A 22173-nucleotide genomic window follows, 5' to 3' on the forward strand; every position below is an offset into this window, starting at 1 on the left:
AGAATGGTTAAGGGCTAGGGTATAGCTTGAACGATATTGGTTTTCCAGTTGAATCCACTTTAACCAAGACCATATCACCTGAATTCACCACCATACCCATATAGGATTGAATATTGACATGGTGGGTCACCATGATGATAGGCATATTTGGATTTTGCTTCCTTTCAACCGCAATCAGTTTTACGAGCTCATCCGTCTGTCTTTTTGCCTGGCTCATATCATCAAAGAATGAGCCTAAGGCGGCCTCTTTTTTTACTGTCCCTTTATTCAGTAGGGAGGCGGTATCGATGCATCGACACCAGGGACTGCTATAGACTTTTGCCTGCTCAATTCCTTGAATAGATAGCCAGTCACCAGTGTTCTTGGCTTGCTTGCGTCCAAGGTCTCCAAGATTGCGCTGGGTCGAGCACTGACTGATTTGATAGTTCTGAGGATCGCCATAGCCGGGGGCATCGGCATGCCTCATCAATAGAACATGATTGCCGTCCTTTAATTTGCTGGCCAGGTCACTCTGGGCTGTTGCAAATTTACTCTGGGTGAAAAGTAGCGAGCAGATGATGATCAAAAAGGATAGGCGTAGTTTCATAATGTGCGCGGCTTACCAAGGTAAGCGCTCTCCTGAATAGCTAATAAAGGTTCCTGAATCTTCTTTGCTGAGCGAGAGAAGGACATTAAGCATATCTTGAGCAGCATCGAGGGGAGGTCGACCAATTTGTTGTCCTTTAAAGGGTTGTGAGAGCCGAGAGTTGACGGTTCCAGGATGCAGTGCGATTAGCGCAACACGGGGTTTAGTCCGCGTCAGTTCAATAGCGGCCGTCTTAATTAGCATATTGAGTGCCGCTTTAGAAGCGCGGTAGCTATACCAACCTCCTAAACGATTATCCTCAATACTTCCTACTTTGGCAGAGAGTGTCGCCATGACAGAACCTGCTGGATCTAGTAGTTTAGAAAAATGCTTGATAGTGAGTCCGGGACCTATTGCATTGACCTGCATAAGTGTTTGCAGTTGTTCTGGGTTCAGGTCGTCCAGTTTTTTCTCGGGCATCCACTGGGCAGAATGCAAGATCCCGATGGTGTTAATAATGAGCTGAAATGGCTCCTCCCCGACAAAGGCCTTGGCTGCATCCTCAATCGTGCTGAGATCTTGATAGTCAATTGGCTTAATAGAGTTACGATGAATGCCTATTACTGCTGAGCATGCTGGATTACTTTTAAGCAGCTCCACCAGGGCGGAGCCGATGGTTCCTGAGGAGCCAATCACAAGTGCGCGAAATGGTTGAGGGATTAATGGCATGAATAAGGGGGGAAATGAATGGGGTCTCAGCCAGTTTATTGAATAAGTCTTAAACTTGCTTGATGACAACGCGCTTACCCCAATTACTATCAGAAGCTGATCTCTCGAGGTTAATTGAGATGGCTTGGGAGGATCGCACTCCTTTTGATGCCATTGAAGCTAGCTTTGGCTACTCCGAGCCCCAGGTAAAAGCATTAATGAGAAAAAATCTCAAACGTAACTCTTTTGAGTTGTGGCGTAAACGAGTAACGGGCAGAGCAACCAAACATCTTGCCCTACGAAGTAAGTTGGTGACTCGCGCATACTGCGCAACTCAATACAAGCAAAAATAAGCGCCATGAAAAAGCTAACTATGTTCTATGATGGCCTTTGTCCTCTGTGTCAGGCAGAAATTCAATTTCTATCTGGGCGTAATCAAGCGGGACTATTGAGTTTTATCGATATTAATTCAGATCATTATCTTCCTGATCGTGTGGGTGTATCCTGCAATCAAGCTCTTGCATCTATGTATGCACAATATGATGATGGCAAGCTGATTCAGGGAGTTGAGGTGTTTTCGGCCGCCTATAGTCGCGCAAATCTTCCTAAGCTCGCATGGCTTTTTTCTAGGCCGGCACTGATGCCTCTTTGGAGTGTAGGCTATCGATTTTTTGCAAAGCATCGCCATACTATTTCAGCGCTATTAGGCCCCTTGGCTCTGCGACTAGTGAATAAAAGAGCGTGAAGAAATGAAGCTGATTTACTCACTTGCAATCACTCTCATTCTGAGTTCGATTACTCCAATTGGTTTGGCTAAGGAGCCTCCTCATATCAAAAGCATGATGGGTCAAGTCCAACTGCAAGGCTTGGGTAGATTAAATTTTTGGGGATTCCATGTATACGATGCCAGTCTTTACCGTGGAAGCGCTAAAGATTCTCAAGAGTTTGCCCTTGAGTTGAAATATCAGCGATCATTCTCTGGTGAAGCAATTGCTAGCCGCACTGCTCAAGAAATGAAAAATTTAGGGGTAGCTGATCCACAAGCAGCATTTTGGGGTAAAGAGCTTGCAAGCATCCTCCCCAATGTTGAGCCTGGTCAGACTATTGCTGCTGTCTATATTCCCAGGCAGGGAACCAGTTTCTTTTTCGAAGGCAAAAAAATATCCCAAATTCAGGGCGCTGATTTTGCAAAAGCCTTTTTTGGTATTTGGTTAGATTCAAAAACGAGTGCGCCCAAACTCAGAGCAGAACTATTGGGACAAGACTGTCCGCCACCGCTTATTTCAGGAGCATGTTAAATGCGTAGAGCTTATATCACTGCAAAGTACATCGTCTTAGGTTTAGTAGTCGCAAGTCTATTTGCTTGCTCATCACCATTGGTAACGCAGTACGCCAATGAAAAACCCAATCTAGATCTCAGCGAATACTTCAATGGCACGATAGATGCTTACGGAATCTTTACTGACCGAAGTGGCGAGGTTAAAAAACGATTTACTGTACTGTTGGTTGCGCAGTGGAAAGTTGTTGACGGTAAAAAAGTGGGAACTCTTGATGAAAGTTTTGAATATTCTGATGGTACTAAGCAAAAGCGTATTTGGACTTTGACAGAAACTGCCCCTGGTAAATATATTGGCAGGGCAGATGATGTTGTGGGTGATGCGCTAGGTGAATCAGCGGGCAATGCCCTTAATTGGGCTTATACCTTGGCCTTGCCTGTAGATGGCACGATCTATCATGTGCAATTTAATGATTGGATGTATTTGGTTACCTCTAAAGTCATGCTCAATAAAGCCAAGATGAGCAAGTTTGGGATTGACTTGGGCGAGGTAACCTTAAGTTTTTATAAGCGCTAATGGTTGATACATCGTTTGCCTCTATTCATTGATCAACAGGGTTGAATGGTTTGAAAAAGCTCATACTGATTTTAGGTGATCAGCTGGATGTGGATAGTGTCGCTTTAAGAGGTATCAATCCTAAGACGGATGAAGTTTTGATGGTGGAGTCTGTCAATGAGGCAAAACATGTTTGGTCTCACAAGGCTCGGATTGCTTTATTTTTATCAGCAATGCGTCACTTTGCGGAATATCTCAAGAGTCAGGGATTCTCCTTAACTTATATTGAACGATCTCCTTTCACGATTGTTGAGGAACTGAGAAGCAAAATCATTAGCGGAAAATTTGCTCACCTGGTTTGTGTAGAGCCAGGAGAGTGGCGCCTGAAGCAATCGATTGAGGCTCTCGCTCTAGAGCTCAATATTACTTTGGAGGTACTGCAGGATCAGCATTTTTATTGCAATCATGAAGAATTTAAAGGATGGGTTGCCAATAAAAAAGAGCTGCGATTAGAGTACTTCTATAGGCTCATGCGTAAAACTCACGGGATCCTGGTTGACCAGGACGGCAACCCTGAAGGTGGGCAATGGAACTTCGATCGAGATAATCGCAAGCCCTTTCCAAAGAAGGGTCCTGGTTTAATTCCTCCTCCTGAATTATTTGAACCGGATCTGCTTACTAAGGCGGTATTAGCCGAGGTGCAAGAGCATTACTCAGATCATCCTGGATCGTTGGAGCATTTTCAGTGGCCAGTAACTCGCCAGCAAGCACTTCTAGCTCTTGAAGGATTTATCGAGTACCGCTTAGCGACTTTCGGAATCTATGAAGATGCGATGTGGACCGATACCCCTTTTGGTTGGCACTCATTGCTATCGAGCTCATTGAACCTGAAGTTGCTTAATCCTCGAGAGGTCATTGATGCCGTTTTAGTCGCATGGAAAAAGCATGACTTGGAGCTAGCAACTGTAGAAGGATTCATTCGTCAGATCTTGGGTTGGCGAGAATTCGTACGAGGAATGTACTACCTCGATATGCCACAAATGGCGCTCGATAATTTTTATGATCATCAGAATGCATTACCTGCTTGGTATTGGACTGGTGAAACAAAGATGAAATGCATGCAAGAGGCGATCGGGCAAACGTTGCAGTATGGCTATGCTCATCACATTCAGCGGTTGATGGTTACTGGTAACTTTGCATTGCTTGCAGAAGTATTGCCCAAAGAGGTTTGTGATTGGTATCTGGCAATTTATGTTGATGCCATTGAGTGGGTGGAGTTACCCAATACGGCTGGAATGGCCTTATTTGCGAGTGGCGGCCGCTTCACTAGTAAGCCTTATATTGCGAGTGGCGCATACATTAAGCGAATGAGTAACTATTGTGGTTCTTGTCAATATAAGCCTGATATTCGGTTCGGTGAGGGCGCCTGCCCGATGACCACCCTCTATTGGAACTTCTTAATTAAACACCGCACCCAATTCGAGGCGAGCCCACGTACCCGCCTGATGACTGCTAATTTGTCCCGAATTAGTGAGGCTGACCAGCAGGCAATTCAGACTCATGCCAAGGGGCTACTTGGGGATTTGAACTCCTTGTAATATGTCCCCCAGTTTGTATGCGGGAACAACGCATTTTGTGGATTTGTGTCACACTTTCGCTAAATAAATCAGTAGGTTAAAAAGTCATGAGAATTGAAGATACCGATCCAGCACGGCATGCGGGCATTGAATATCCCATGGAAGTGGGTGCACCCGTCTTTGCTCCGATCAAGGTTTTGGAGGAAAAAGACAAGGCAGTGAACGTTGCTCGCCAAAATGCAAAGCTCGAATATGATCGCATCATGGAGCAGGCAGAGGTGTTAATGAAGCAGGCACGTTCTCTTCAGGCGCGATTAGACGCCACAGAAATGGTTCACAGTGCTAAATTTAGTTTTAACCCTCTCCATGGCAAAACCTATCACCTGTATTTTGATAGTCGCATCGGTATGAATGTGTTGATTCAGAATGGCCCTGATCAGTGGAGTTGTGGAATCCCTGATGCATGGACCTATTCCATGGCAGTCAAAAAGCTTGGAGATAGCACTTGGGCTGTTGTTGAGGATGAAGAGCCTAGTTCATCAGCCCTTGCAGTAAGATAATTTTTCTATAAAAAAATAATAAGGTGACTTGTGACAACTGCTCGAATTGTTAGTCTTTCAGAACTCGGTGACGCCGATGTAATCCAATTAATTAATAAAGAGCTGCCTGCCCCAGGCAAGGGTGAAGTTCAACTGTGCCAAACTGCGATTGGCTTTAATTTTATTGATGTATACCAGCGCTCAGGTGTCTACCCATTAGATTTGCCAACAGGCTTAGGTCACGAAGCAGTTGGTGTGGTTGAAGCGCTTGGTGAGGGCGTTACGCGATTTAAGATTGGAGATCGCGTAATGTATATGAATGCCGGTATCGGTGCTTATGCCAGTGCTCGTAATGTTGCGGTAGATAAGTTGGTGTCAGTGCCAGATAATGTGTCAGATGAGGTTGCCGCCGCCGTGTTCTTCAAAGCAATGACTGCGCAATACCTGATCCAGAAAACGTATAAAGTGAAGTCTGGTGACGTCGTCTTAGTTCATGCCGCTGCTGGTGGTGTTGGTCAAATCTTAGCCGGCTGGGCAAAGTCTCTGGGCGCTTTTGTTGTAGGCAGCGTAGGGTCTGAAGCGAAGTTTTCTGTTGCAAAGGAAGCGGGATGTGACGCTGTGGTGGATTACTCAAAGCCTGGCTGGGTTGAGGAGTTTCTCAAAGCAACGGGCGGGCGTAAGGCGAATGTGGTCTATGACTCTGTTGCTAAAACCACATTCTTGGGGTCGCTCGATTGTGCTGCACCATTTGCGACTGTGGCCTTGTTTGGTGCCGCCTCGGGCCCAGCTCCAGAGATACAGCCTGAGATTCTTAATAAAAAGGGTTGCCTGTTTTTAACTAGACCATCGGTATTCCCGCATAACGCCACTCCTGAGCTGCTTCAAGAAAACGCCCGCGCAGTATTTGATGCAATCACTCAAGGTCGAGTGAAGGTGAAAATTGCTGCCAAGTTCTCGCTTGAGCAGGCTGCTGAGGCACATAAGGCGGCCGAAGGAAGGAAAGTGTCAGGCGCGATTGTCATTACGCCCTAGAACTAGATTCTTAGAATCGGGTTGTTTTTGATGGGTAAGTTGACGACCCTCTATAATCCTCTAAGCAATTGAATTAAAAGAGATTTATTCTATAAATACTGTTTTGGGCAGTTTGACAGTCCTGGGTGGGTCTTGGACAATGCCTGAGGTGGTTTGATTCAAGCCATTTCTTCCGATGACAGTTATTAATTTCTCCTTCCCGGCATCTCCAACCACAGCTCTTGAGGTACGGAGCATCACTTGCGTGCGAGGTGAGCGAGAGCTCTTCTCCGGGGTCGATTTTGAGGTACTTCCCGGGCAGTGCCTACATATTCGCGGTGAGAATGGTGTCGGAAAAACGAGTCTATTACGATTACTCACTGGGCTAGCTTCTCCAGAGTCTGGAGAGGTCCTATGGAGTGGCCATTCCATTAAAAAAGATGTGCAGGAATATCATAGCCAGCTATTATTTTTAGGGCATCGCGATGCGCTGAAAGAAGATCTGAGTGCGATTGAAAATTTGCGTATGTATGCAGCAATCGACGGCATTACGCTTTCTGAACAAGATGCTTTCGATTCCTTGTGGCGATTTGGTCTAAAGGGTCGCGAGGATCTGCCTGTGAATTGTTTATCGGCTGGTCAAAAAAAACGTGTCTTAATGGCGCGTATGCTGACGCGGCGTGCACAAATTTGGATTTTGGATGAGCCTTTCAATGCCTTGGATACCCATGCGATAAAGGAGTTGCAAGGCTTAATTGCAGAACATCTCCAGCACAATGGCTTGGTAGTTCTTACAAGCCATCAGCCTCTAGTTATTCCTGGTTTGCGAGTGTTGGATCTATGAACGCCTTTATTACTATCGTTCATCGTGATTTACTATTGGTGATGCGTCGCAAGAGTGAGGTTTTGACTGCATTATTTTTCTTTGTGATTGTGACTAGTCTCTTTCCCTTGGGAATTGGTGCGGACACTGCTCTGCTGCGAAAGATTGCGCCTGGCGTCATTTGGGTTGCCGCCTTACTTTCTACTTTGCTTGGTTTACAACGGATGTTCGCAGCTGATTATGTAGATGGAACCTTAGAGCAATTAGTCTTATCCCCGAATTCATTTACGGTATTGGTATTTGGAAAGATTGTTGCTCATTGGTTGGTTTGCGGACTACCTTTGGTCTTATTGGCACCTATGATTGGTATTCAATTTGATTTGGATGTTCAGTCTTTGAAGGTTCTGATGGTAGCCTTGTTAATGGGAACCCCTGTTTTATCTTTGTTGGGTTCAATTGGGGCGGCTTTAACCTTGGGGGTTAGGGGTGGTAGCGTCCTAGTAAGTCTTCTGATTTTGCCGCTTTACATTCCCGTATTGATTTTTGGTGCTGGGGCCGTGTATGCCAGTAGTGTAGGGCTTGATATTGGGGGGCATTTTTCATTATTGGGCGCGTTATTGGTTTTGGCATTAGCATTTATACCTTGGGTTAGTGCCAATGCAGTAAAGATTGCTATCGAATGAGTAATGTAAATAATCCATCCTCTAGTCGTGTCATGAACTGGTTCAAATTCTCGAGCCCGAGCACCTTTTATCCACTTGCTGGAAAAATGATTCCCTGGTTTTGGGCGCTGACCATTATTTTTGGCCTAGCTGGTTTGTGGATCAGTTTTTTTGTAGCGCCAGTAGATGCAGTTCAGGGTCAGGGTTACCGTATTATTTTTGTTCATGTACCTGCATCTTGGATGTCGATGTTCATCTATTTAGTGATGGCGGCTTGGGCGGGAATGGGATTGATTTTTAATTCTCGTCTATCTGCCATGATGGCTCAGGCATTGGCTCCAATCGGAGCTTGGATGGCTTTTCTATCTTTATGGACGGGTGCTTTTTGGGGTAAGCCTATGTGGGGCGCCTGGTGGGTGTGGGATGCCCGCTTAACATCTGAATTAATTCTACTCTTTTTATATCTCGGATTTATCGCATTGAAAGCATCGATTGATAATACCCGCCGAGCCGATAAAGCGGGGGCAATATTAGCTCTTGTCGGCGTTGTGAATGTGCCCATTATTTATTTTTCAGTGAAGTGGTGGAACACTTTGCATCAAGGCGCTTCCGTCTCATTAACTAAGGCTCCGGCGATGGCTCAGACAATGCTTTGGGGTATGTTGTTAATGGCTTTATGCTTTTGGATGTACTCAATCGCAGTAGGGTTAATGCGTGTGCGCGCCATCATTTTGGAGCGTGAGGCCCATACTGATTGGGTTAAGCAATTAAACGAGGTAAAGCGTTAATGTGGAATAGTTCAGCTGAATTTTTTGCTATGGGGGGTTACGCTCTCTATGTATGGTGTAGCTTTGGTATTTGCGCTTTGGTACTCTTGTTAGAACCTATCGCCGTTCGCGCTCGTCATCAGTCGATTGTTCGCAGACTTCAACGTGAAGTGATGGCTGAACAGTTTGATAAAAAGGATGGTAAGTGAAACCAAGACACAAACGGGCCGCGATTATTGTCGGTGCACTCATTGCAATTTCTATCGCAGTAGTATTGATTTTGAACGCGCTAAACAGCAACATTGCTTTGTATGTCACCCCAAGTGAAGTTGCTGCTGGCAAGTCTCCAGCTGGCCAGGTTTTTCGAATTGGCGGTATGGTGAAGGAGGGATCGGTTAAGAGAGATGGTTTAACAGTGAACTTTGTGATTACCGATATGGCGAAAGATATCCCTGTTGCGTATACCGGCATTCTTCCAGATTTATTTAAAGAAGGTAAGGGTGCCGTCATTCAGGGGCGCCTTAATCCAGATGGGCAATTTATCGCAAGCGAGGTGTTGGCTAAGCATGACGAAAACTATATGCCTCCTGAGGCAAAGCATGCTTTAGAGCAAGCTCAAAAAAATGGAAGTAAATAATGATTCCTGAGTTTGGGCATTACGCATTAATACTGGCCCTATGCGTTGCGATTATTCAAGGGATCCTTCCATTAGTTGGCGCCCACCAAGGTCGCCGTGAATGGATATTATTAGCAAGGCCTGCTGCGCAAACTGCTTTCCTATTGCTTGGTATTGCATTTTTGATTTTGGCTTGGAGTTTTTACTCGAATGATTTTTCCGTCCTCTATGTGGCGGAGCATTCAAACTCGCAAATGCCCGTCATCTATCGCTTGGGCGCGGTATGGGGTGGTCATGAAGGATCTTTATTACTATGGGTCTTCTTGCTCTCTACCTGGACCTTTTTGGTGGCTCAACTCTCGAAATCGCTTGATGAGTTTATGGTGGCACGCGTAATCGGAGTGCTGGGCTTGGTGACTACTGGCCTACTGTTGTTTGTAATTGCTACCTCCAATCCTTTTGAGCGACTATTACCAGCTGCGCAAGATGGACGCTCCTTAAATCCGCTTTTGCAGGATCCGGGCTTGGTGTTTCATCCGCCAATGTTGTATATGGGTTACGTTGGTTTCTCAGTGGCATTTGCATTTGCAATTGCCTCTTTACTATCAGGTCGACTCGATGCTGCTTGGGCGCGTTGGTCGCGTCCTTGGACAACTGCTGCTTGGGTATTTTTAACTCTCGGTATTGCACTAGGTTCTTGGTGGGCATATTACGAATTGGGTTGGGGCGGCTGGTGGTTCTGGGATCCTGTAGAAAATGCTTCATTTATTCCTTGGCTGGTGGGTACCGCTTTACTTCATTCCCTTGCGGTGACTGAGAAGCGTGGTGGATTTAAGAGTTGGACAGTATTGTTGGCAATTACTGCTTTCTCGCTTTCGCTGCTGGGGACATTCTTAGTGCGTTCTGGAGTGCTGACTTCAGTGCATGCATTTGCAACCGACCCTACGCGTGGCGTATTTATTCTAATTTTCTTGGTATTGGTAGTCGGTTCTTCATTAGCTCTCTACGCATGGCGCGCTCCTAAAAGTACGCTTGGCGGTAAGTTCAGCTTAACTTCGCGCGAAACTTTTATCTTGCTCGGTAATGTTTTCTTAGTGGTGTCTGCCGCATCTGTGCTACTAGGTACTCTCTACCCCTTGCTAATTGATGCCCTGCATTTGGGAAAGATCTCGGTAGGTCCCCCATACTTCAATAGCGTCTTTGTACCTATCATGATTCCACTATTAGTTTTAATGGGTATTGGACCTTGGACTGGCTGGAAAAACTCCAATCTATTGGATGTGATCAAACGCTTATGGACTGCAGCATTGGTTGCAATTATTGCTGCAGCTTTGATTCCGTTTTCCATGGGTGAATTTACTTGGCTCAGTAGCCTTGGTTTCTTATTGGCTTTCTGGGTCATTACCTCTGGCATTTTGCAGATCATTCGTCAGGCAAAAGTAGGCAAGCCAACACGTTCATTTATTGGTATGCAAGTTGCGCACTTGGGGATAGCAGTATTTGTGATTGGGGTCACCATGGTGGGTGCATATCAAGAGGAAAAAGATGTGCGCATGCTTGCTGGTGAGAGTGTTAGTGTTGGTGGATATCAAATCCAACTACAAGGTGTTGCTGCGGTGCCTGGCCCTAACTACAGAGCCATGCAGGGCACCTTCTTGTTAACCCGGAATGGGAAGCTGGAGGCTACTATGTACCCAGAAAAGCGCAGCTACTTTTCTTCAACTATGCCAATGACTGAGGCGGCGATAGATGCCGGCCTCACAAGAGATATTTACGTTTCATTGGGTGAAGAGTTGGAAGATAAGGCATGGGCAGTACGAGTCTATTACAAGCCATTTGTCGATTGGATTTGGGGTGGTTGCTTATTGATGGCTTTGGGTGGCGTATTGGCAATGTCGGATAAGCGTTACCGCATGAAGCTGAAGAAATCTGCATCATGAAAGCCAAGTTTTTAATTCCATTAATTTTGTTTGTAATTTTGGTTGGATTTTTGGCTGTAGGTTTAAGCCGTGATCCACAGGAAATACCGTCTCCACTGATTGGTAAGCAAGCCCCTGCTTTTGAATTACCTCATTTGGGAGACCCTCAAAAAACTTTTTCACCGGAAAGTATGAAAGGTAAACCCTGGATTTTGAATGTATGGGCTTCCTGGTGCGTTGCCTGTCGGGAAGAGCACCCGGTTCTGGTTGAATTAGGCAAGCAAGATGTAGCGCCAATTATTGGCTTGGACTACAAAGATAAGCGTGATGATGCTTTGACTATGCTCGCCCGCCAAGGCAATCCATATCTGTTATCTGCGTTTGATGCCAATGGTCGCGTTGGAATTGATTATGGCGTGTATGGTGTTCCGGAGACGTACATCATTGATAAGGCTGGAGTCATTCGGTTTAAACATATTGGCCCCATCACAATGGAATTGCTTAATAAGAAGATTATTCCTTTATTAGGTGAGCTCAAATAATGTTCTGGCAGATTTTGCAATCTCTTGTTCTTGTTTTGGGTTTGATTTGCTCGGGGAGTATGGTGTTGGCTAAAGACGCGGTGCCCTTGGCCGATGACCCTTTAATTGAGCAGCGCCTGATTGTGATCTCTGAGGAAATGCGCTGCCTTGTTTGTCAGAATGAGTCTCTTGCAGGCTCACGCTCTGATTTGGCTAATGACCTGCGTCGAGAGATTCGCAATCTGATTAAAGAAGGTAAGACGGACGATCAAATTCGAAGTTTTATGGTGGAGCGTTACGGAGACTTTGTTCTCTATCGACCGCCGGTCAAGCCGATTACTTGGTTCTTATGGATAGGCCCCTTTGTAATTTTGCTTGCAGGAATTATTGGCTTAATAGTTTATCTGCGTCGCAGAAATCAGAATGTACCGAGTACAAGACTATCTGAAGCAGATAACCGTCGAATTGATGCGTTACTTAAGGATGCAAAATCCAGTTCAATAGAAAATACATATGACTAGTTTTTTAATACCTGCGGTCCTTTTGTTGATCTTAGTCTTGGTGCTACTATTGCGCCCTTTATTTTTTCCTGCGAAAGAATCGGCAACTTCGCGTCGTCAAATGAATGCGGCGATCTATCGAGAAGAGCTTGATAAGCTCGAGGCTGATCGTTTGGCGGGGAGGGTGGATAGTGCTAATTATGATCAGACGCATGCAGAAATGCGTCAGCGACTTTTTCAAGATACGGATGAGGCAGATGATCTTGCAGTGTTGGGCTCCCCAAAGAAAACCATCATTGGAATTTGTCTTTTTGTAGCATTACTCTCAGCAGGAATTTATTATTATCTCGGCGAAGCCAATCGGATTTCCGATAAGAGTGCAGAGCAGTCCATGACTCAAGAGTCCGTTGAGAAGATGGTTGCTGAGTTTGCCGCCAAGATGGAAAAAGATCCTGATAATCTCAAGGGTTGGGCTATGTTAGCGCGCTCCTATCGGATTTTGGGTCGCAATACTGATGCTGCTAATGCCTATGCTCGTGCAGGCTCTTTTGTCGATGGTGATCCACAATTACTAGCAGACTATGCTGATGTGTTGGCGTCAAATGCAAATGGTAGTTTTGCGGGTAAGCCTCAAGAGTTAATTAATAAAGCATTGATATTAGACCCCAATAACTTACTAGCTCTCTGGCTCTCTGGTACCGCAGCATTTAATGCGCAAAACTATAGAGCTGCAGTGCAGACTTGGGAAAAGCTAGCAAAGCAATTACCTCCCGACACTGATGAGGCTCGTGCAATTGCGGCGTCTATTGCTGAGGCACGTAGCAAGGGTGGTCTTCCATCAGCTGTTACGTCGGCGATGAGCACTCAAGGCATAAGTGGGCAGGTTGGGATATCTTCTGATCTGCAATCTAAAGTTCAAGCAGGCGATACCTTAATGGTGATTGCCCGTAAGCCAGGAGAGCGAATGCCAGTTGCAGTGCTCAGAACTGCGGTTACTGCATTTCCAATGAACTTTGTTCTAAATGATGCATCGGCAATGAGCCCAAATGCATTGATTTCTCAATTACCGGAGGTATCAGTTGAAGTGCGTATCTCCAAAACGGGGATGGCAATGCCAGAATCTGGAGACTTGATATCCACTCCTAAAACTATCAAGGTAGGCACAAACAACATCCGCCTGATGATTAATCAAGTGAGGCCTTAATTAGCCTCTACCTACAAATGGCATATTTGTTGCCATGATAGTCATTGACAGAATATTGCTTTCTAAGGGCAGTTGAGCCATATGTAGGACAGCTTGACCAATATGATCTACATCCATTAGTGGCTCAACTTTTTTTGATCCATCTGGCTGCAAAATTCCGGCAGCCATAGGTATCGTCATTTCAGTACCCGCATTGCCAATATCAATCTGACCGCAGGCAATATGAAATGCCCGACCATCTAATGCAATGGATTTTGTTAGTCCAGTGATGGCATGTTTAGTGGCTGTATATGGTGCAGACATTGGGCGGGGGGCATGCGCAGAGATGGACCCATTGTTAATTATTCTTCCTCCTTGTGGGGATTGCGCCTTCATCATGCGAATAGCCTCTTGGGAGCATAAGAAAGCTCCACAGAGGTTAGTGTTAACAACATTCATCCATTGTTCGTAACTCAGTTCTTCCATCGGGATTGATGGAGCCCCCATGCCGGCATTGTTGAAGAGCACATCAATGCGGCCAAACTGTTTTTGAATCTCTGAAAATAAGATTTTTACTTGCTCTGGTTTTCCAATATCGCAAGTAATTGCGAGACAGTTTTGTCTATTCCCGCCAATATCACTAATAGCTTTATTGAGTTTCTCAAGACTCCTGCCAGTGAGGACAACACGAAAGCCACCCTGCAGCAGTGCTTTTGCGGCTGCTTTACCGATGCCTGTTCCCGCTCCCGTGACAAGGGCCACCTTATTGGGGGCTGAGTTCATTATTGTCCTAATAGTTAATTGAAAACCTCCATCTTATCCTGAAATAAATCCAATGAATTCATTCCGCTCTCGATCCTTGAGGTCGGGGCATAATGGCACAAACGGAAAGAATTCTTATGGACTTCATACGCAAAAATATCTATAACCCCATTGCGGTTGGCATCACCTTTTTAATTCTAGTCGCCTTACTTTTTATTACTCTATGGGTATTGGTTCCGCCTCCACCGAGGTCCATTGAGATGGCAACGGGTTTTCCAGCCGGCCTTTATCAGCAGTTTGGTGAAAAACTCCAAAGTGAGCTTGCTGAGGAGGGGGTTTCTCTGAAGTTGCGCACTACAGGCGGAACAAGCGATAACTTGGCCTTATTGGGCGATCCGAATTCAGGTATTGATTTTGCAATTGTGCAGGGTGGTGTGGCGGACTTATCCAAGCATCCTAATTTAGTTTCTATTGCGGGATTATTTTATGAGCCAGTATGGGTTTGGTATCGCGAGTCTAGCTTCCCAAACGAGTCTGGACGCTTAGGTTTATTAAGTCAGCTAAAAGGTAAGCGTATATCCATTGGCAATGAAGGTAGTGGCACGCTGTCCTTAGCCCCCAAGCTACTAGAGGCAAGTGGAATGAGTATGAGCGATATTCGCCCTGAAAAACTCAAGCCACTTGATGCATTAGCTAAGTTTAAAAAAGGTGAATTAGATGCTGTATTTTTGGTGAGCGCCCCTGATGCGCCTTTGGTGAAAAGTTTTTATGAAACCCCTGGTATTCGCTTGATGAGTTTTGAGCAGGCCGATGCCTATGCTCATTTATTTCCATTTCTCTCAAAAGTAAGCGTCCCTCGAGGCGTTATCAGTATTGCTTATGACTTGCCACGTCAAGATATTCAGGTATTGGCAGCAACTGCCACCTTGGTAGGCAGGGAGGATGTTAGTCCTGCCCTAGTAACGCTATTACTTGGTGATACCTATGATATTTTGAGGGACTATTCCTATTTACAAAAGCCCGGAGAATTTCCATCGGGCGTTGGCCTTGATTTTCCTGTGCATGTTGATGCGGAAATCTATTTAAAAGATGGTCCTTCCTTCCTGCATCGCCACCTACCTTTCTGGACTGCTGTTTGGATTGGACGCTTTGCAAAAATTGTGATTCCTCTGCTAGTTATTTTCATTCCCTTATTCACCTATATTCCTGCAGCTAAGAATCTGCTATTACGACTCAAGTTATCTCAGGTGTATGAGGAGCTTAAGGTGATAGAAAGAAATGCCTTAAATCCAGCATTAAGAGTTAAGAACTATGAGAACTTAGTAGATATTGAGCGGAGGGTAGGTAACATCAAGGTCTCGATACTAGATGCGAAAGAGTTGTATGATTTGAAGGGGCATGTCGGAGAGGTTCGTGGAAGACTGAGCTCTCTATCTAAGGAGAAATGATGAAACATAAAAGCATTGCTGTAATTGGCGCATTATTAAGTACATGGTTTTTATCCACAGGAGTACTTGCGCAATCCTATCCTTCAAAACCCGTTACTATGGTTGTTCCCCAGGCCGCAGGAGGGACGAATGATATTGTTGCTCGTTTAATTGCTCCAGCCCTTAGTGAAGCCCTTGGAGCATCTATCGTAGTTGAAAATAGACCCGGTGCTGGAGGTAATATTGGAACGCAAAGTGTTGCACGTTCTGCGAAAGATGGTTATACACTGTTGTTAACCATTAATAGTGCCCAAGCTATTAATCCATCTTTATATAAAAACCCCGGGTTTGATCCGGTAAATGATTTCATACCGCTGTATTACATTGGTGCGACACCTTATGTGTTGGTCTCCCCCCCAGGATCACCCTATAAAACATTAGCGGATGTTGTATCTGCTGCAAAGAAGCGCCCGGGTGAGTTATCTTATGCATCTGCCGGTAATGGAACAATTAGTCATTTGCTTGGTGCAATGCTAAATACTAGTGCCGGCATTGAGATGCAGCATATTCCATACAAAGGTGTTGCACCAGCAATTAATGATGTGCTCGGCGGTCAGGTTCCTTTTGCATTTGCAAGCCTACCATCTGCATTGAATTACATCAAAGCTGGAAAATTACAGGCAATTGCAATTAGTTCTGCAAAACGTGCAAGTGCTGCCCCAGAAATTCCAACGATTGCTGAAACCTATCCAGACTGTATTGGTGAGGTTTGGGTAGCCCTTTTTGCTCCTAGTGATGTTAACTCTGAGGCTACGAAAAAAATCCAAGCCGCAATGGGAAAGGTGCTTTCTCGTTCTGATGTTCGGGAGAAGTTGATTGCGCAAGGATTAGATCTTAGCCCCGTGCCTCCAGCAAGACTCAGTACCCTTCTTAAAGAGGAGATCGTTAAATGGGCAAAAATTGTGAAGGCATCAGGTGCGCAGCTAGATTAGCCTCTATGCAATTTCAGCATTACTAAAACTATGTCGACTACGAATCTATCACCCCCACTGACACCAATTAAGGAATTGGCGGGATCTCTTCGCAATGATGGGTTCGCTGTGTTGGCTCCTAATGATGTTGCGCACATCGCTGGGGTACCGCTGAATCAATTAATGGATCTTAATCAGTTTTGGGAGGCATTGCCACGAGATCCATACCTCAAGGACGGTGGTCGCTATCGTTTTCGCCGTCATTCAAGTTTTGAGGTTAAGGGCGAGTCTTTGTCGATGGTGCCGCATCGCGCCCATTGGCAGTCTGTAAATTACAACGCTCTACATGGTGGAATAGAGCGTTGGTTTGAGCCTTCGCAGGTTCAGCTTACTGCCAGTCCTGCTTGGCAATCCCTCTTACTAGGTTTGGTGCGAGTGCTAAATGGCCTCAAGCCGGTAACTACTTGGTTTATTGAAGCCCACCAATTTCGGATTGATACAACCGATGGGATTGGGCGCCCAACTCCTGAGGGTGCGCATCGTGATGGTGTAGATTTCGTTGCCGTTTTTTTGCTGAATCGAGTGAATATTAAGGGCGGTGAGACCCGTATTTTTGAAGCGGGTGGTTCTGCTGGCTTGAGGTTTACGCTTACTGAGCCCTGGTCTTTATTGCTGATGAATGATGAACGTATGATTCATGAATCTACTCCAATACAGCCATTGGGAGCACATGGCTATCGAGATACTTTAGTTATCACCTTCCGCTCTAATGGTTTCCAGGATTCCCCTAGTCGTAGTCAACAATAAATCTTATTGAGACCAATGTGAGCGGCAGATAGTTTTTTCTAATCCGGCTGCATTCCGGCCTCCTTAATTGCTTTTGCCCACTTCATTGTTTCTAGCTTAATTTTTTTATCTAACATTTCGGGGCTTCCCGGCTGACTTTCAAATCCCATTGCGGAAAAGCGATCAGTTAACTCTTTAGATTTTGCCGCCTCATTGATAGCTTTGTTTAACTTCAAAATAATATCTTTTGGCATTCCAGTTGGACCAAATGCAGCAAAGAAGGCAATGAGCTCATAGTTTTTGATACCAAGTGCTTCGTTGACGGTGGGTAATTCAGGAATAGCTGGCGAGCGCTTCAGTGAGGTGACTGCTAAGCCTCGAATCTTTCCTGCTTGTACTTGCGGTAAGGTTACTGCAAAGTCTGCAGTAAACATATTGACTTGACCTCCAATGAGATCAGTCATTGCATTGGGCCCGCTTTTATAGGAGACCCCAGTCATTTTGATGCCCTCCATACTTGCAAGCATTTCTGAGGAAACACGCTGTGAAGTGCTTGCGTACGCAAAGGTGATCTTTCCTGGTTCAGCCCTAGCTAGGGAGACTAAACCATTGAGAGATTTGGCTGGCACATCATTATTGATGGCAACGATCAGTGGTACTGAGCCAAAATAGCCAATAGGCGTAAATGCAGTGTCCTGATTATAGGGAAGGGTCTTTACTAAGCTTTTTAATGCAGCATTTGTACTATTAGTGCCAAATAAGAGGGTATAGCCATCTGCGGGTGCTTTTGCAACAATATCCGCTCCAATCATGCCATTTGCGCCTGGGCGATTTTCGACTACCACGGGTTGACCTAGCGCATCAGACATTTTTGCCGCAAATGCTCGCCCAATTTGATCAGTAGCACTGCCTGGCGCAAAAGGAACAATGGCTTTAATCGGTTTATTGGGATAGGTATTGGCAATAGCTAAAGAGCTAGCAAGTGCAATTGTTGAAAATGTGAAGAGTTTGATTAAATTACGCAAATGATCCATGTGGCTCCCCTTTACTTTTTGCTAGTGTAGCGGTTTTATAGGGCGAGTAAAATAGGGGATCAATTTTGGTAAGCTTTTATGCGTTTTAAAACTACTGGCTGTACACCCCTTATGCTGATGGCGCAAACCTGCGCATTGTTGGGGTTCGCCTGCTATGCTGTAGTGCTAACAACTCTGCAAGATGAATGGCGTCTTAGTAATTTAGAGTCAGGCTTGATTGCGAGCGCCTTTTTCTTTGGTTATATGCTCATGGTTCCATTAGCAACTGCGCTAACGGATCGGGTTGATGCTAAAAAAGTCTACCTTGTAGGTGGGTTCTTAGCTACCTGCGGTTTGTTGGGCATGAGTATTTTTGCTCACAACTTTTGGACAGCCTTGATATTCATGATGCTAAATGGCGCGGGCTTAGCTGGAACCTATATGCCTGGCTTAAAAATTCTGTCAGATCGCATTAAAACTGGGGAGCTCACTCGTCACATTGCTTTCTATACTGCCTTTTTTGGTATCGGGACCGGATTCTCATATCTTTGCTCTGGTTGGATTTTGGCTGCATTGGGCTGGCGCTATGTTTTTGGGATTATTGCTTTAGGCCCATTAACTGCATTACTAATAGTTCTCTTATTGATACCTGCGCTTGATCATGAAAAGTGGCATGGCCCAATACGTATTCGCTTGCATGATATTTTTCCAGTTGATAAATGGCGCTTAGTCTTACAAGATAAAACAGCTTCAGGTTTTATATTTGGTTATACCGCTCATTCGATTGAATTATTTGCTTCTCGTAGTTGGATAGTAGCCTTTTTTGGTTTCTGTTCAATTCTTACGGGCGAATCTTTTCTGCTAACTGCTACCGCTCTTGCAGGTGTAATTAATTTCTTTGGCGTCCCCTCATCAATTCTCGGAAATGAGATCGCTCTTAGAATAGGACGTCAAAAATGGATTTTTCTTGCCATGTCCTTAAGTGCAGTATTTGGGGTAGCGCTCGCTTTTTCAACAGGGCAATCCTGGTGGCTAATCGTTGCTTTAGCGGTTGGGCATGCAATTTTTATCATGGCTGATTCAGCTACTTTGACTGCTGGCTTAGTGATCAGTGCAAAAGAAGATATTAAGGGTGCCGCCATGGGTTTGCACTCTCTAATGGGTTTTGGAGGCGGATTACTAGGCCCAGCTATTTTTGGTTTTGTACTGGACTTAACTGGCTCAAGAAGCTCGCAAATTTCTTGGGTCTGGGCATACACAGCCATTGTCATGTGGGGTGTGCTATTTGTGATTTACGAGCGCCGTAATGGTTGGGTTAATCAAACTCTCCCATCCAATAAATAACTAACCATGCATTCTGACGCCACAGGTAATAGTTGCTATCACTGTGGTAGCTTTATTCTTCCTGGTCACTCCTATGAGCTTGAGTTAAGTGGCATCAACAGAAAATTTTGTTGCGCTGGTTGTCTGGCGATTGCCCAAACTATTCATGGTGAAGGTTTGGAGGTATTTTATGCACGCCGCGTTCAGTCAAGTGATAAGCCGGCAGCTTACCTCGCTTTTAATGAAATTCCAGATAGTCTTGCTCCTTATGACGACCCTTCTTTAATCAGTCGATACACTCGACCTATTGGTGAAGATGGAAATCTAGAAACAACTTTACGACTTGAAAAAATTCGCTGTGCTGCTTGTGTATGGTTATGCGAGCAACATTTGCAGCGAATTCCTGGTATCAATGATGTTCAGATCAATTATGTCAGTCAAAAGGTCAAGGTAGCGTTTTCACCTGAGAAAACTAGCTTAGCTCGTTTGTTATTTGAGATAGAGCGCATTGGATATGAGGCTTGGCCATTTGAGCCTTCGCTATCGCTAGACAGGTCAAAAATAGAACGTCGTCAACTACTTACAAGGCTTGGTGTTGCATTGCTTGGCATGATGCAAGTCATGATGTATGCATGGCCAAGTTATGTTGGTGATAGCGATATCACCCTAGAGTATGACTTGCTATTGGGCTGGACTAGTTGGGCTCTCACTGTTCCCGTCATAATTTATTCGGCCGGCCCAATCTTCAAGGCAGCATGGCGTAGTGTTGCGTCATTTCGCCAGACCCATATATTGGGAATGGACGTACCAATTGCTTTAGCTTTAGCTTTAGCTTTCTCCGCAGGTACTGTTAATCTTGTCACCGGATCAGGGCAAGGCTACTTTGATTCCATCACGATGTTTGTGGCTTTCATTTTGGCAGCACGATATATTGAGTTATTGGCGCGCCAAGATGCACAGGGTGGGGCTGAGGCTTTAGCAAAACAGTTGCCCGCTACTTGCGAGAGAATGTTGCACTATCCTGTATCTAGGCAGGTAGAGATCGTGCCAGTGATTAATTGCAATCCCGGCGAAGTTCTTCTTATTCCTCCGGGTGATATTGTGCCAGCCGACGGTATTTTGATTGAGTGTGAGAGCTCTTTAGATGAGTCTCTACTCACTGGGGAATCCAAGCCGATTGATAAGAAGATTGGTGATCGGGTATATGCAGGTACGCACAATATTCTCAATCCTATGTTGATGAGAATTGATGCCGTGGGCCAATCTACTCGCATTGCTGGTATTGCCTCATTGCTTGATCAGGCATTGCAAGCGAAACCCTTAATGCTGAGTCTTGCAGAAAAGTGGGCCGGATATTTTGTCGGTTTTTTGTTGGTCGTAGCATTTTTATCTTCAGCAATTTGGTGGTATGTGGATCCCAGCAGAGCTTGGACAGTTTTAGTTTCAGTACTAGTTGCTAGTTGTCCTTGCGCTCTATCTTTAGCCGTTCCAACTGCGATGGCTGCAGCCCAAGGTGCTGTAACAAAACTGGGTTTGTTGATTATTCGTGGCCATGTTCTGGAGGGTTTAGTCAAAGCCACTGACTTGGTCCTGGATAAAACTGGTACGCTCACAATGGGCCAACCTGAGTTAAAAGAAGTCTACATTGCCCGCCCAGAGTTTTCTAGGGCGGATGTACTCAGTATTGCCGCATCAATGGAGCTTGGTCAAAAACATCCTCTAGCACTTTCCCTATTGCGTGCTGCTGAAGCTGAAAATTGCCTACTGAAAAACTTAGCTGAGCCCGTCACCAATCAATTGGGCAAAGGTCTGAGCTCAGGTGTGTATCGACTAGGAAGCTCTGTATGGGTAGATACTCAACAGATTGTGCAAGAGGGTCAATATGGGCAAGTCCATTTGGCCGATGATAAAGGATTGATTGCGGGCTTTTTGTTCTTAGATACTCCGCGAGCGGGTTTGGAAAAGTTATTGACTGCTGCAAAATCTCGAAAGATCACTGTACATTTGGTCTCTGGGGATGATCCAAAAACGGTAGCATGGTGGGCTCATCAAGTCGGTATCAAACGCTATAAAGGCGCTTGCTCGCCAGAAGATAAGTATCACTATATTGAGAATTTACAGAAAGAGGGCCACTTTGTTTGGGCAATTGGCGACGGCATTAATGATGCTCCTTTATTGGCAAGGGCAGATGTCTCGATTGCGGTTGGAGCAGGTGCACCCCTAGCTACTGCGGGTGCGGATGCGATTTTGACAGCAAGCTCCCTAGCTCCTCTAGCCCAATCTTTATTGTTAGCAGATAAAACTCAGCGGATCATTAAAGAAAACTTAATTTGGGCTCTGGTCTACAACCTACTGGCAATTCCAGCGGCAATGATGGGGTGGGTCAATCCCTGGGTAGCTGGCATTGGCATGTCCTTATCCTCTCTAGTAGTCACTTTAAATGCCTGGCGTCTTAGAAAGGCCTAGACTAGAGGGATGGAAAGCCTTTTTCTCTTGATTCCCATTTCCCTGCTACTAATTGGCTTTTTAGCTTGGATTTTTTACTGGTCTGTGAAAGCAGGCCAGTTTGATGATTTGGAGGGTCCTGGCGAGGCAATTTTGATGGATGATGACACGCCTAAGCCCAAAAATATTAGTGATCACCATCAAAAATAGTTATGTTTTTTAA

General features: G+C 45.2%; 26 protein-coding genes. 22 read left to right on the forward strand and 4 right to left on the reverse strand.

What is annotated here, in order from left to right; translation table 11 throughout:
* Positions 1 to 7 precede the first annotated feature (7 nt).
* Positions 8 to 586, reverse strand: a complete 579-nt coding sequence (locus ICN43_RS04235) for a histidine phosphatase family protein (RefSeq protein ID WP_216197358.1) — start codon at positions 584 to 586, stop codon at positions 8 to 10.
* Positions 587 to 598: 12 nt separating this feature from the next.
* Positions 599 to 1294 (reverse strand): SDR family NAD(P)-dependent oxidoreductase, encoded by a 696-nt coding sequence (locus ICN43_RS04240; RefSeq protein WP_216197359.1) that lies wholly within the window; start codon positions 1292 to 1294, stop codon positions 599 to 601.
* Positions 1295 to 1356: 62 nt separating this feature from the next.
* Here ICN43_RS04240 and ICN43_RS04245 point away from each other — a divergent pair, with 62 nt between their 5' ends.
* The 16 genes from ICN43_RS04245 (at position 1357) to ccmI (ending at position 13244) form a co-directional block, all read left to right on the forward strand.
* Positions 1357 to 1626, forward strand: a complete 270-nt coding sequence (locus ICN43_RS04245) for a TIGR03643 family protein (protein WP_216197360.1) — start codon at positions 1357 to 1359, stop codon at positions 1624 to 1626.
* 5 nt (positions 1627 to 1631) lie between these two features.
* On the forward strand, positions 1632 to 2018 hold the full coding sequence (locus tag ICN43_RS04250) for a thiol-disulfide oxidoreductase DCC family protein (RefSeq protein ID WP_216197361.1): 387 nt from the start codon (positions 1632 to 1634) through the stop codon (positions 2016 to 2018).
* 4 nt (positions 2019 to 2022) lie between these two features.
* Positions 2023 to 2571 carry a chalcone isomerase family protein gene (locus tag ICN43_RS04255; protein ID WP_216197362.1) on the forward strand — a complete coding sequence of 183 codons (549 nt, stop codon included), beginning with the start codon at positions 2023 to 2025 and terminating at the stop codon, positions 2569 to 2571.
* Complete coding sequence (locus ICN43_RS04260; protein ID WP_216197363.1) at positions 2572 to 3126, forward strand: DUF3833 domain-containing protein; 555 nt, start codon at positions 2572 to 2574, stop codon at positions 3124 to 3126.
* A 50-nt stretch (positions 3127 to 3176) separates the two neighbouring features.
* Complete coding sequence (locus ICN43_RS04265) at positions 3177 to 4703, forward strand: cryptochrome/photolyase family protein (RefSeq protein WP_370623152.1); 1527 nt, start codon at positions 3177 to 3179, stop codon at positions 4701 to 4703.
* An 86-nt stretch (positions 4704 to 4789) separates the two neighbouring features.
* Positions 4790 to 5242, forward strand: a complete 453-nt coding sequence (locus ICN43_RS04270) for a DUF2452 domain-containing protein (protein WP_216197365.1) — start codon at positions 4790 to 4792, stop codon at positions 5240 to 5242.
* 30 nt (positions 5243 to 5272) lie between these two features.
* A complete protein-coding gene (locus ICN43_RS04275) occupies positions 5273 to 6253 on the forward strand; it encodes a zinc-binding dehydrogenase (protein WP_216197366.1) in 981 nt (326 codons plus the stop codon).
* Between the two features lie 175 nt (positions 6254 to 6428).
* Positions 6429 to 7076, forward strand: coding sequence for a cytochrome c biogenesis heme-transporting ATPase CcmA (ccmA, locus tag ICN43_RS04280; protein ID WP_216197367.1), 648 nt, complete (start codon positions 6429 to 6431; stop codon positions 7074 to 7076).
* Positions 7073 to 7738: a heme exporter protein CcmB gene (ccmB, locus tag ICN43_RS04285; protein WP_216197368.1), complete on the forward strand. Its 666-nt coding sequence runs from the start codon at positions 7073 to 7075 to the stop codon at positions 7736 to 7738. The genes ccmA and ccmB overlap by 4 nt, the downstream gene beginning before the upstream one ends.
* Positions 7735 to 8505, forward strand: a complete 771-nt coding sequence (gene ccmC, locus ICN43_RS04290) for a heme ABC transporter permease CcmC (RefSeq protein WP_216197369.1) — start codon at positions 7735 to 7737, stop codon at positions 8503 to 8505. The genes ccmB and ccmC overlap by 4 nt, the downstream gene beginning before the upstream one ends.
* Positions 8505 to 8693 carry a heme exporter protein CcmD gene (gene ccmD / locus ICN43_RS04295; RefSeq protein ID WP_216197370.1) on the forward strand — a complete coding sequence of 63 codons (189 nt, stop codon included), beginning with the start codon at positions 8505 to 8507 and terminating at the stop codon, positions 8691 to 8693. Before ccmC ends, ccmD begins: the two co-directional genes overlap by 1 nt.
* The gene (gene ccmE, locus ICN43_RS04300; protein ID WP_216197371.1) at positions 8690 to 9121 is read left to right on the forward strand and encodes a cytochrome c maturation protein CcmE; all 432 of its coding nucleotides are present in this window, start codon (positions 8690 to 8692) and stop codon (positions 9119 to 9121) included. The genes ccmD and ccmE overlap by 4 nt, the downstream gene beginning before the upstream one ends.
* Positions 9121 to 11040 (forward strand): heme lyase CcmF/NrfE family subunit, encoded by a 1920-nt coding sequence (locus ICN43_RS04305; RefSeq protein WP_216197372.1) that lies wholly within the window; start codon positions 9121 to 9123, stop codon positions 11038 to 11040. The genes ccmE and ICN43_RS04305 overlap by 1 nt, the downstream gene beginning before the upstream one ends.
* Positions 11037 to 11561, forward strand: a complete 525-nt coding sequence (locus ICN43_RS04310; RefSeq protein WP_216197373.1) for a DsbE family thiol:disulfide interchange protein — start codon at positions 11037 to 11039, stop codon at positions 11559 to 11561. Before ICN43_RS04305 ends, ICN43_RS04310 begins: the two co-directional genes overlap by 4 nt.
* Entirely contained in the window at positions 11561 to 12061 is a 501-nt protein-coding gene (locus tag ICN43_RS04315) for a cytochrome c-type biogenesis protein (RefSeq protein WP_255533417.1), read from the forward strand. The genes ICN43_RS04310 and ICN43_RS04315 overlap by 1 nt, the downstream gene beginning before the upstream one ends.
* Positions 12054 to 13244, forward strand: a complete 1191-nt coding sequence (gene ccmI / locus ICN43_RS04320; RefSeq protein ID WP_216197374.1) for a c-type cytochrome biogenesis protein CcmI — start codon at positions 12054 to 12056, stop codon at positions 13242 to 13244. The genes ICN43_RS04315 and ccmI overlap by 8 nt, the downstream gene beginning before the upstream one ends.
* Here ccmI and ICN43_RS04325 read toward each other — a convergent pair whose 3' ends face one another.
* On the reverse strand, positions 13245 to 14006 hold the full coding sequence (locus ICN43_RS04325; RefSeq protein WP_216197375.1) for an SDR family oxidoreductase: 762 nt from the start codon (positions 14004 to 14006) through the stop codon (positions 13245 to 13247).
* 116 nt (positions 14007 to 14122) lie between these two features.
* Between ICN43_RS04325 and ICN43_RS04330 the strand changes: the two genes are divergently transcribed.
* The 3 genes from ICN43_RS04330 to ICN43_RS04340 are packed head-to-tail and all read left to right on the forward strand — an operon-like array spanning position 14123 to position 17190.
* Complete coding sequence (locus tag ICN43_RS04330) at positions 14123 to 15433, forward strand: TAXI family TRAP transporter solute-binding subunit (RefSeq protein WP_216197376.1); 1311 nt, start codon at positions 14123 to 14125, stop codon at positions 15431 to 15433.
* Positions 15433 to 16404 (forward strand): tripartite tricarboxylate transporter substrate binding protein, encoded by a 972-nt coding sequence (locus tag ICN43_RS04335; RefSeq protein ID WP_216197377.1) that lies wholly within the window; start codon positions 15433 to 15435, stop codon positions 16402 to 16404. Before ICN43_RS04330 ends, ICN43_RS04335 begins: the two co-directional genes overlap by 1 nt.
* A gap of 30 nt (positions 16405 to 16434) precedes the next feature.
* Positions 16435 to 17190, forward strand: coding sequence for a 2OG-Fe dioxygenase family protein (locus tag ICN43_RS04340; RefSeq protein WP_216197378.1), 756 nt, complete (start codon positions 16435 to 16437; stop codon positions 17188 to 17190).
* Positions 17191 to 17228: 38 nt separating this feature from the next.
* On the opposite strand, the gene ICN43_RS04345 is transcribed toward ICN43_RS04340, so the two are convergent.
* Positions 17229 to 18203: a tripartite tricarboxylate transporter substrate binding protein gene (locus ICN43_RS04345; RefSeq protein WP_216197379.1), complete on the reverse strand. Its 975-nt coding sequence runs from the start codon at positions 18201 to 18203 to the stop codon at positions 17229 to 17231.
* Between the two features lie 78 nt (positions 18204 to 18281).
* On the opposite strand from ICN43_RS04345, the gene ICN43_RS04350 reads away from it, so the two are divergent.
* Genes ICN43_RS04350 through ccoS form a run of 3 tightly spaced genes read left to right on the forward strand, consistent with a single transcriptional unit; the run spans position 18282 to position 22160 of the window.
* Positions 18282 to 19526, forward strand: coding sequence for an MFS transporter (locus ICN43_RS04350; protein ID WP_216197380.1), 1245 nt, complete (start codon positions 18282 to 18284; stop codon positions 19524 to 19526).
* Between the two features lie 6 nt (positions 19527 to 19532).
* Positions 19533 to 21971 (forward strand): heavy metal translocating P-type ATPase, encoded by a 2439-nt coding sequence (locus tag ICN43_RS04355; protein ID WP_216197381.1) that lies wholly within the window; start codon positions 19533 to 19535, stop codon positions 21969 to 21971.
* A gap of 9 nt (positions 21972 to 21980) precedes the next feature.
* The gene (ccoS, locus tag ICN43_RS04360; protein WP_216197382.1) at positions 21981 to 22160 is read left to right on the forward strand and encodes a cbb3-type cytochrome oxidase assembly protein CcoS; all 180 of its coding nucleotides are present in this window, start codon (positions 21981 to 21983) and stop codon (positions 22158 to 22160) included.
* Positions 22161 to 22173 lie beyond the last annotated feature (13 nt).

The sequence above is a fragment of the Polynucleobacter sp. UK-Mo-2m-Kol15 genome (assembly GCF_018881505.1).
In the GTDB taxonomy this organism is placed as follows: domain Bacteria; phylum Pseudomonadota; class Gammaproteobacteria; order Burkholderiales; family Burkholderiaceae; genus Polynucleobacter.

Excerpts from the sequence above, each read along its gene's own strand:
- ccmA (WP_216197367.1), top strand. The coding sequence starts at position 6,429 with ATGACAGTTATTAATTTCTCCTTCCCGGCATCTCCAACCACAGCTCTT.
- ICN43_RS04330 (WP_216197376.1), top strand. The coding sequence starts at position 14,123 with ATGGACTTCATACGCAAAAATATCTATAACCCCATTGCGGTTGGCATC.
- ICN43_RS04305 (WP_216197372.1), top strand. The coding sequence starts at position 9,121 with ATGATTCCTGAGTTTGGGCATTACGCATTAATACTGGCCCTATGCGTT.
- ccmC (WP_216197369.1), top strand. The coding sequence starts at position 7,735 with ATGAGTAATGTAAATAATCCATCCTCTAGTCGTGTCATGAACTGGTTC.
- ICN43_RS04355 (WP_216197381.1), top strand. The coding sequence starts at position 19,533 with ATGCATTCTGACGCCACAGGTAATAGTTGCTATCACTGTGGTAGCTTT.
- ccoS (WP_216197382.1), top strand. The coding sequence starts at position 21,981 with ATGGAAAGCCTTTTTCTCTTGATTCCCATTTCCCTGCTACTAATTGGC.
- ccmB (WP_216197368.1), top strand. The coding sequence starts at position 7,073 with ATGAACGCCTTTATTACTATCGTTCATCGTGATTTACTATTGGTGATG.
- ICN43_RS04325 (WP_216197375.1), bottom strand. The coding sequence starts at position 14,006 with ATGAACTCAGCCCCCAATAAGGTGGCCCTTGTCACGGGAGCGGGAACA.
- ICN43_RS04270 (WP_216197365.1), top strand. The coding sequence starts at position 4,790 with ATGAGAATTGAAGATACCGATCCAGCACGGCATGCGGGCATTGAATAT.
- ccmI (WP_216197374.1), top strand. The coding sequence starts at position 12,054 with ATGACTAGTTTTTTAATACCTGCGGTCCTTTTGTTGATCTTAGTCTTG.
- ccmD (WP_216197370.1), top strand. The coding sequence starts at position 8,505 with ATGTGGAATAGTTCAGCTGAATTTTTTGCTATGGGGGGTTACGCTCTC.
- ICN43_RS04315 (WP_255533417.1), top strand. The coding sequence starts at position 11,561 with ATGTTCTGGCAGATTTTGCAATCTCTTGTTCTTGTTTTGGGTTTGATT.
- ICN43_RS04250 (WP_216197361.1), top strand. The coding sequence starts at position 1,632 with ATGAAAAAGCTAACTATGTTCTATGATGGCCTTTGTCCTCTGTGTCAG.
- ICN43_RS04335 (WP_216197377.1), top strand. The coding sequence starts at position 15,433 with ATGAAACATAAAAGCATTGCTGTAATTGGCGCATTATTAAGTACATGG.
- ICN43_RS04245 (WP_216197360.1), top strand. The coding sequence starts at position 1,357 with ATGACAACGCGCTTACCCCAATTACTATCAGAAGCTGATCTCTCGAGG.
- ICN43_RS04345 (WP_216197379.1), bottom strand. The coding sequence starts at position 18,203 with ATGGATCATTTGCGTAATTTAATCAAACTCTTCACATTTTCAACAATT.
- ICN43_RS04255 (WP_216197362.1), top strand. The coding sequence starts at position 2,023 with ATGAAGCTGATTTACTCACTTGCAATCACTCTCATTCTGAGTTCGATT.
- ICN43_RS04350 (WP_216197380.1), top strand. The coding sequence starts at position 18,282 with ATGCGTTTTAAAACTACTGGCTGTACACCCCTTATGCTGATGGCGCAA.
- ICN43_RS04235 (WP_216197358.1), bottom strand. The coding sequence starts at position 586 with ATGAAACTACGCCTATCCTTTTTGATCATCATCTGCTCGCTACTTTTC.
- ICN43_RS04310 (WP_216197373.1), top strand. The coding sequence starts at position 11,037 with ATGAAAGCCAAGTTTTTAATTCCATTAATTTTGTTTGTAATTTTGGTT.
- ICN43_RS04340 (WP_216197378.1), top strand. The coding sequence starts at position 16,435 with ATGTCGACTACGAATCTATCACCCCCACTGACACCAATTAAGGAATTG.
- ICN43_RS04260 (WP_216197363.1), top strand. The coding sequence starts at position 2,572 with ATGCGTAGAGCTTATATCACTGCAAAGTACATCGTCTTAGGTTTAGTA.
- ICN43_RS04240 (WP_216197359.1), bottom strand. The coding sequence starts at position 1,294 with ATGCCATTAATCCCTCAACCATTTCGCGCACTTGTGATTGGCTCCTCA.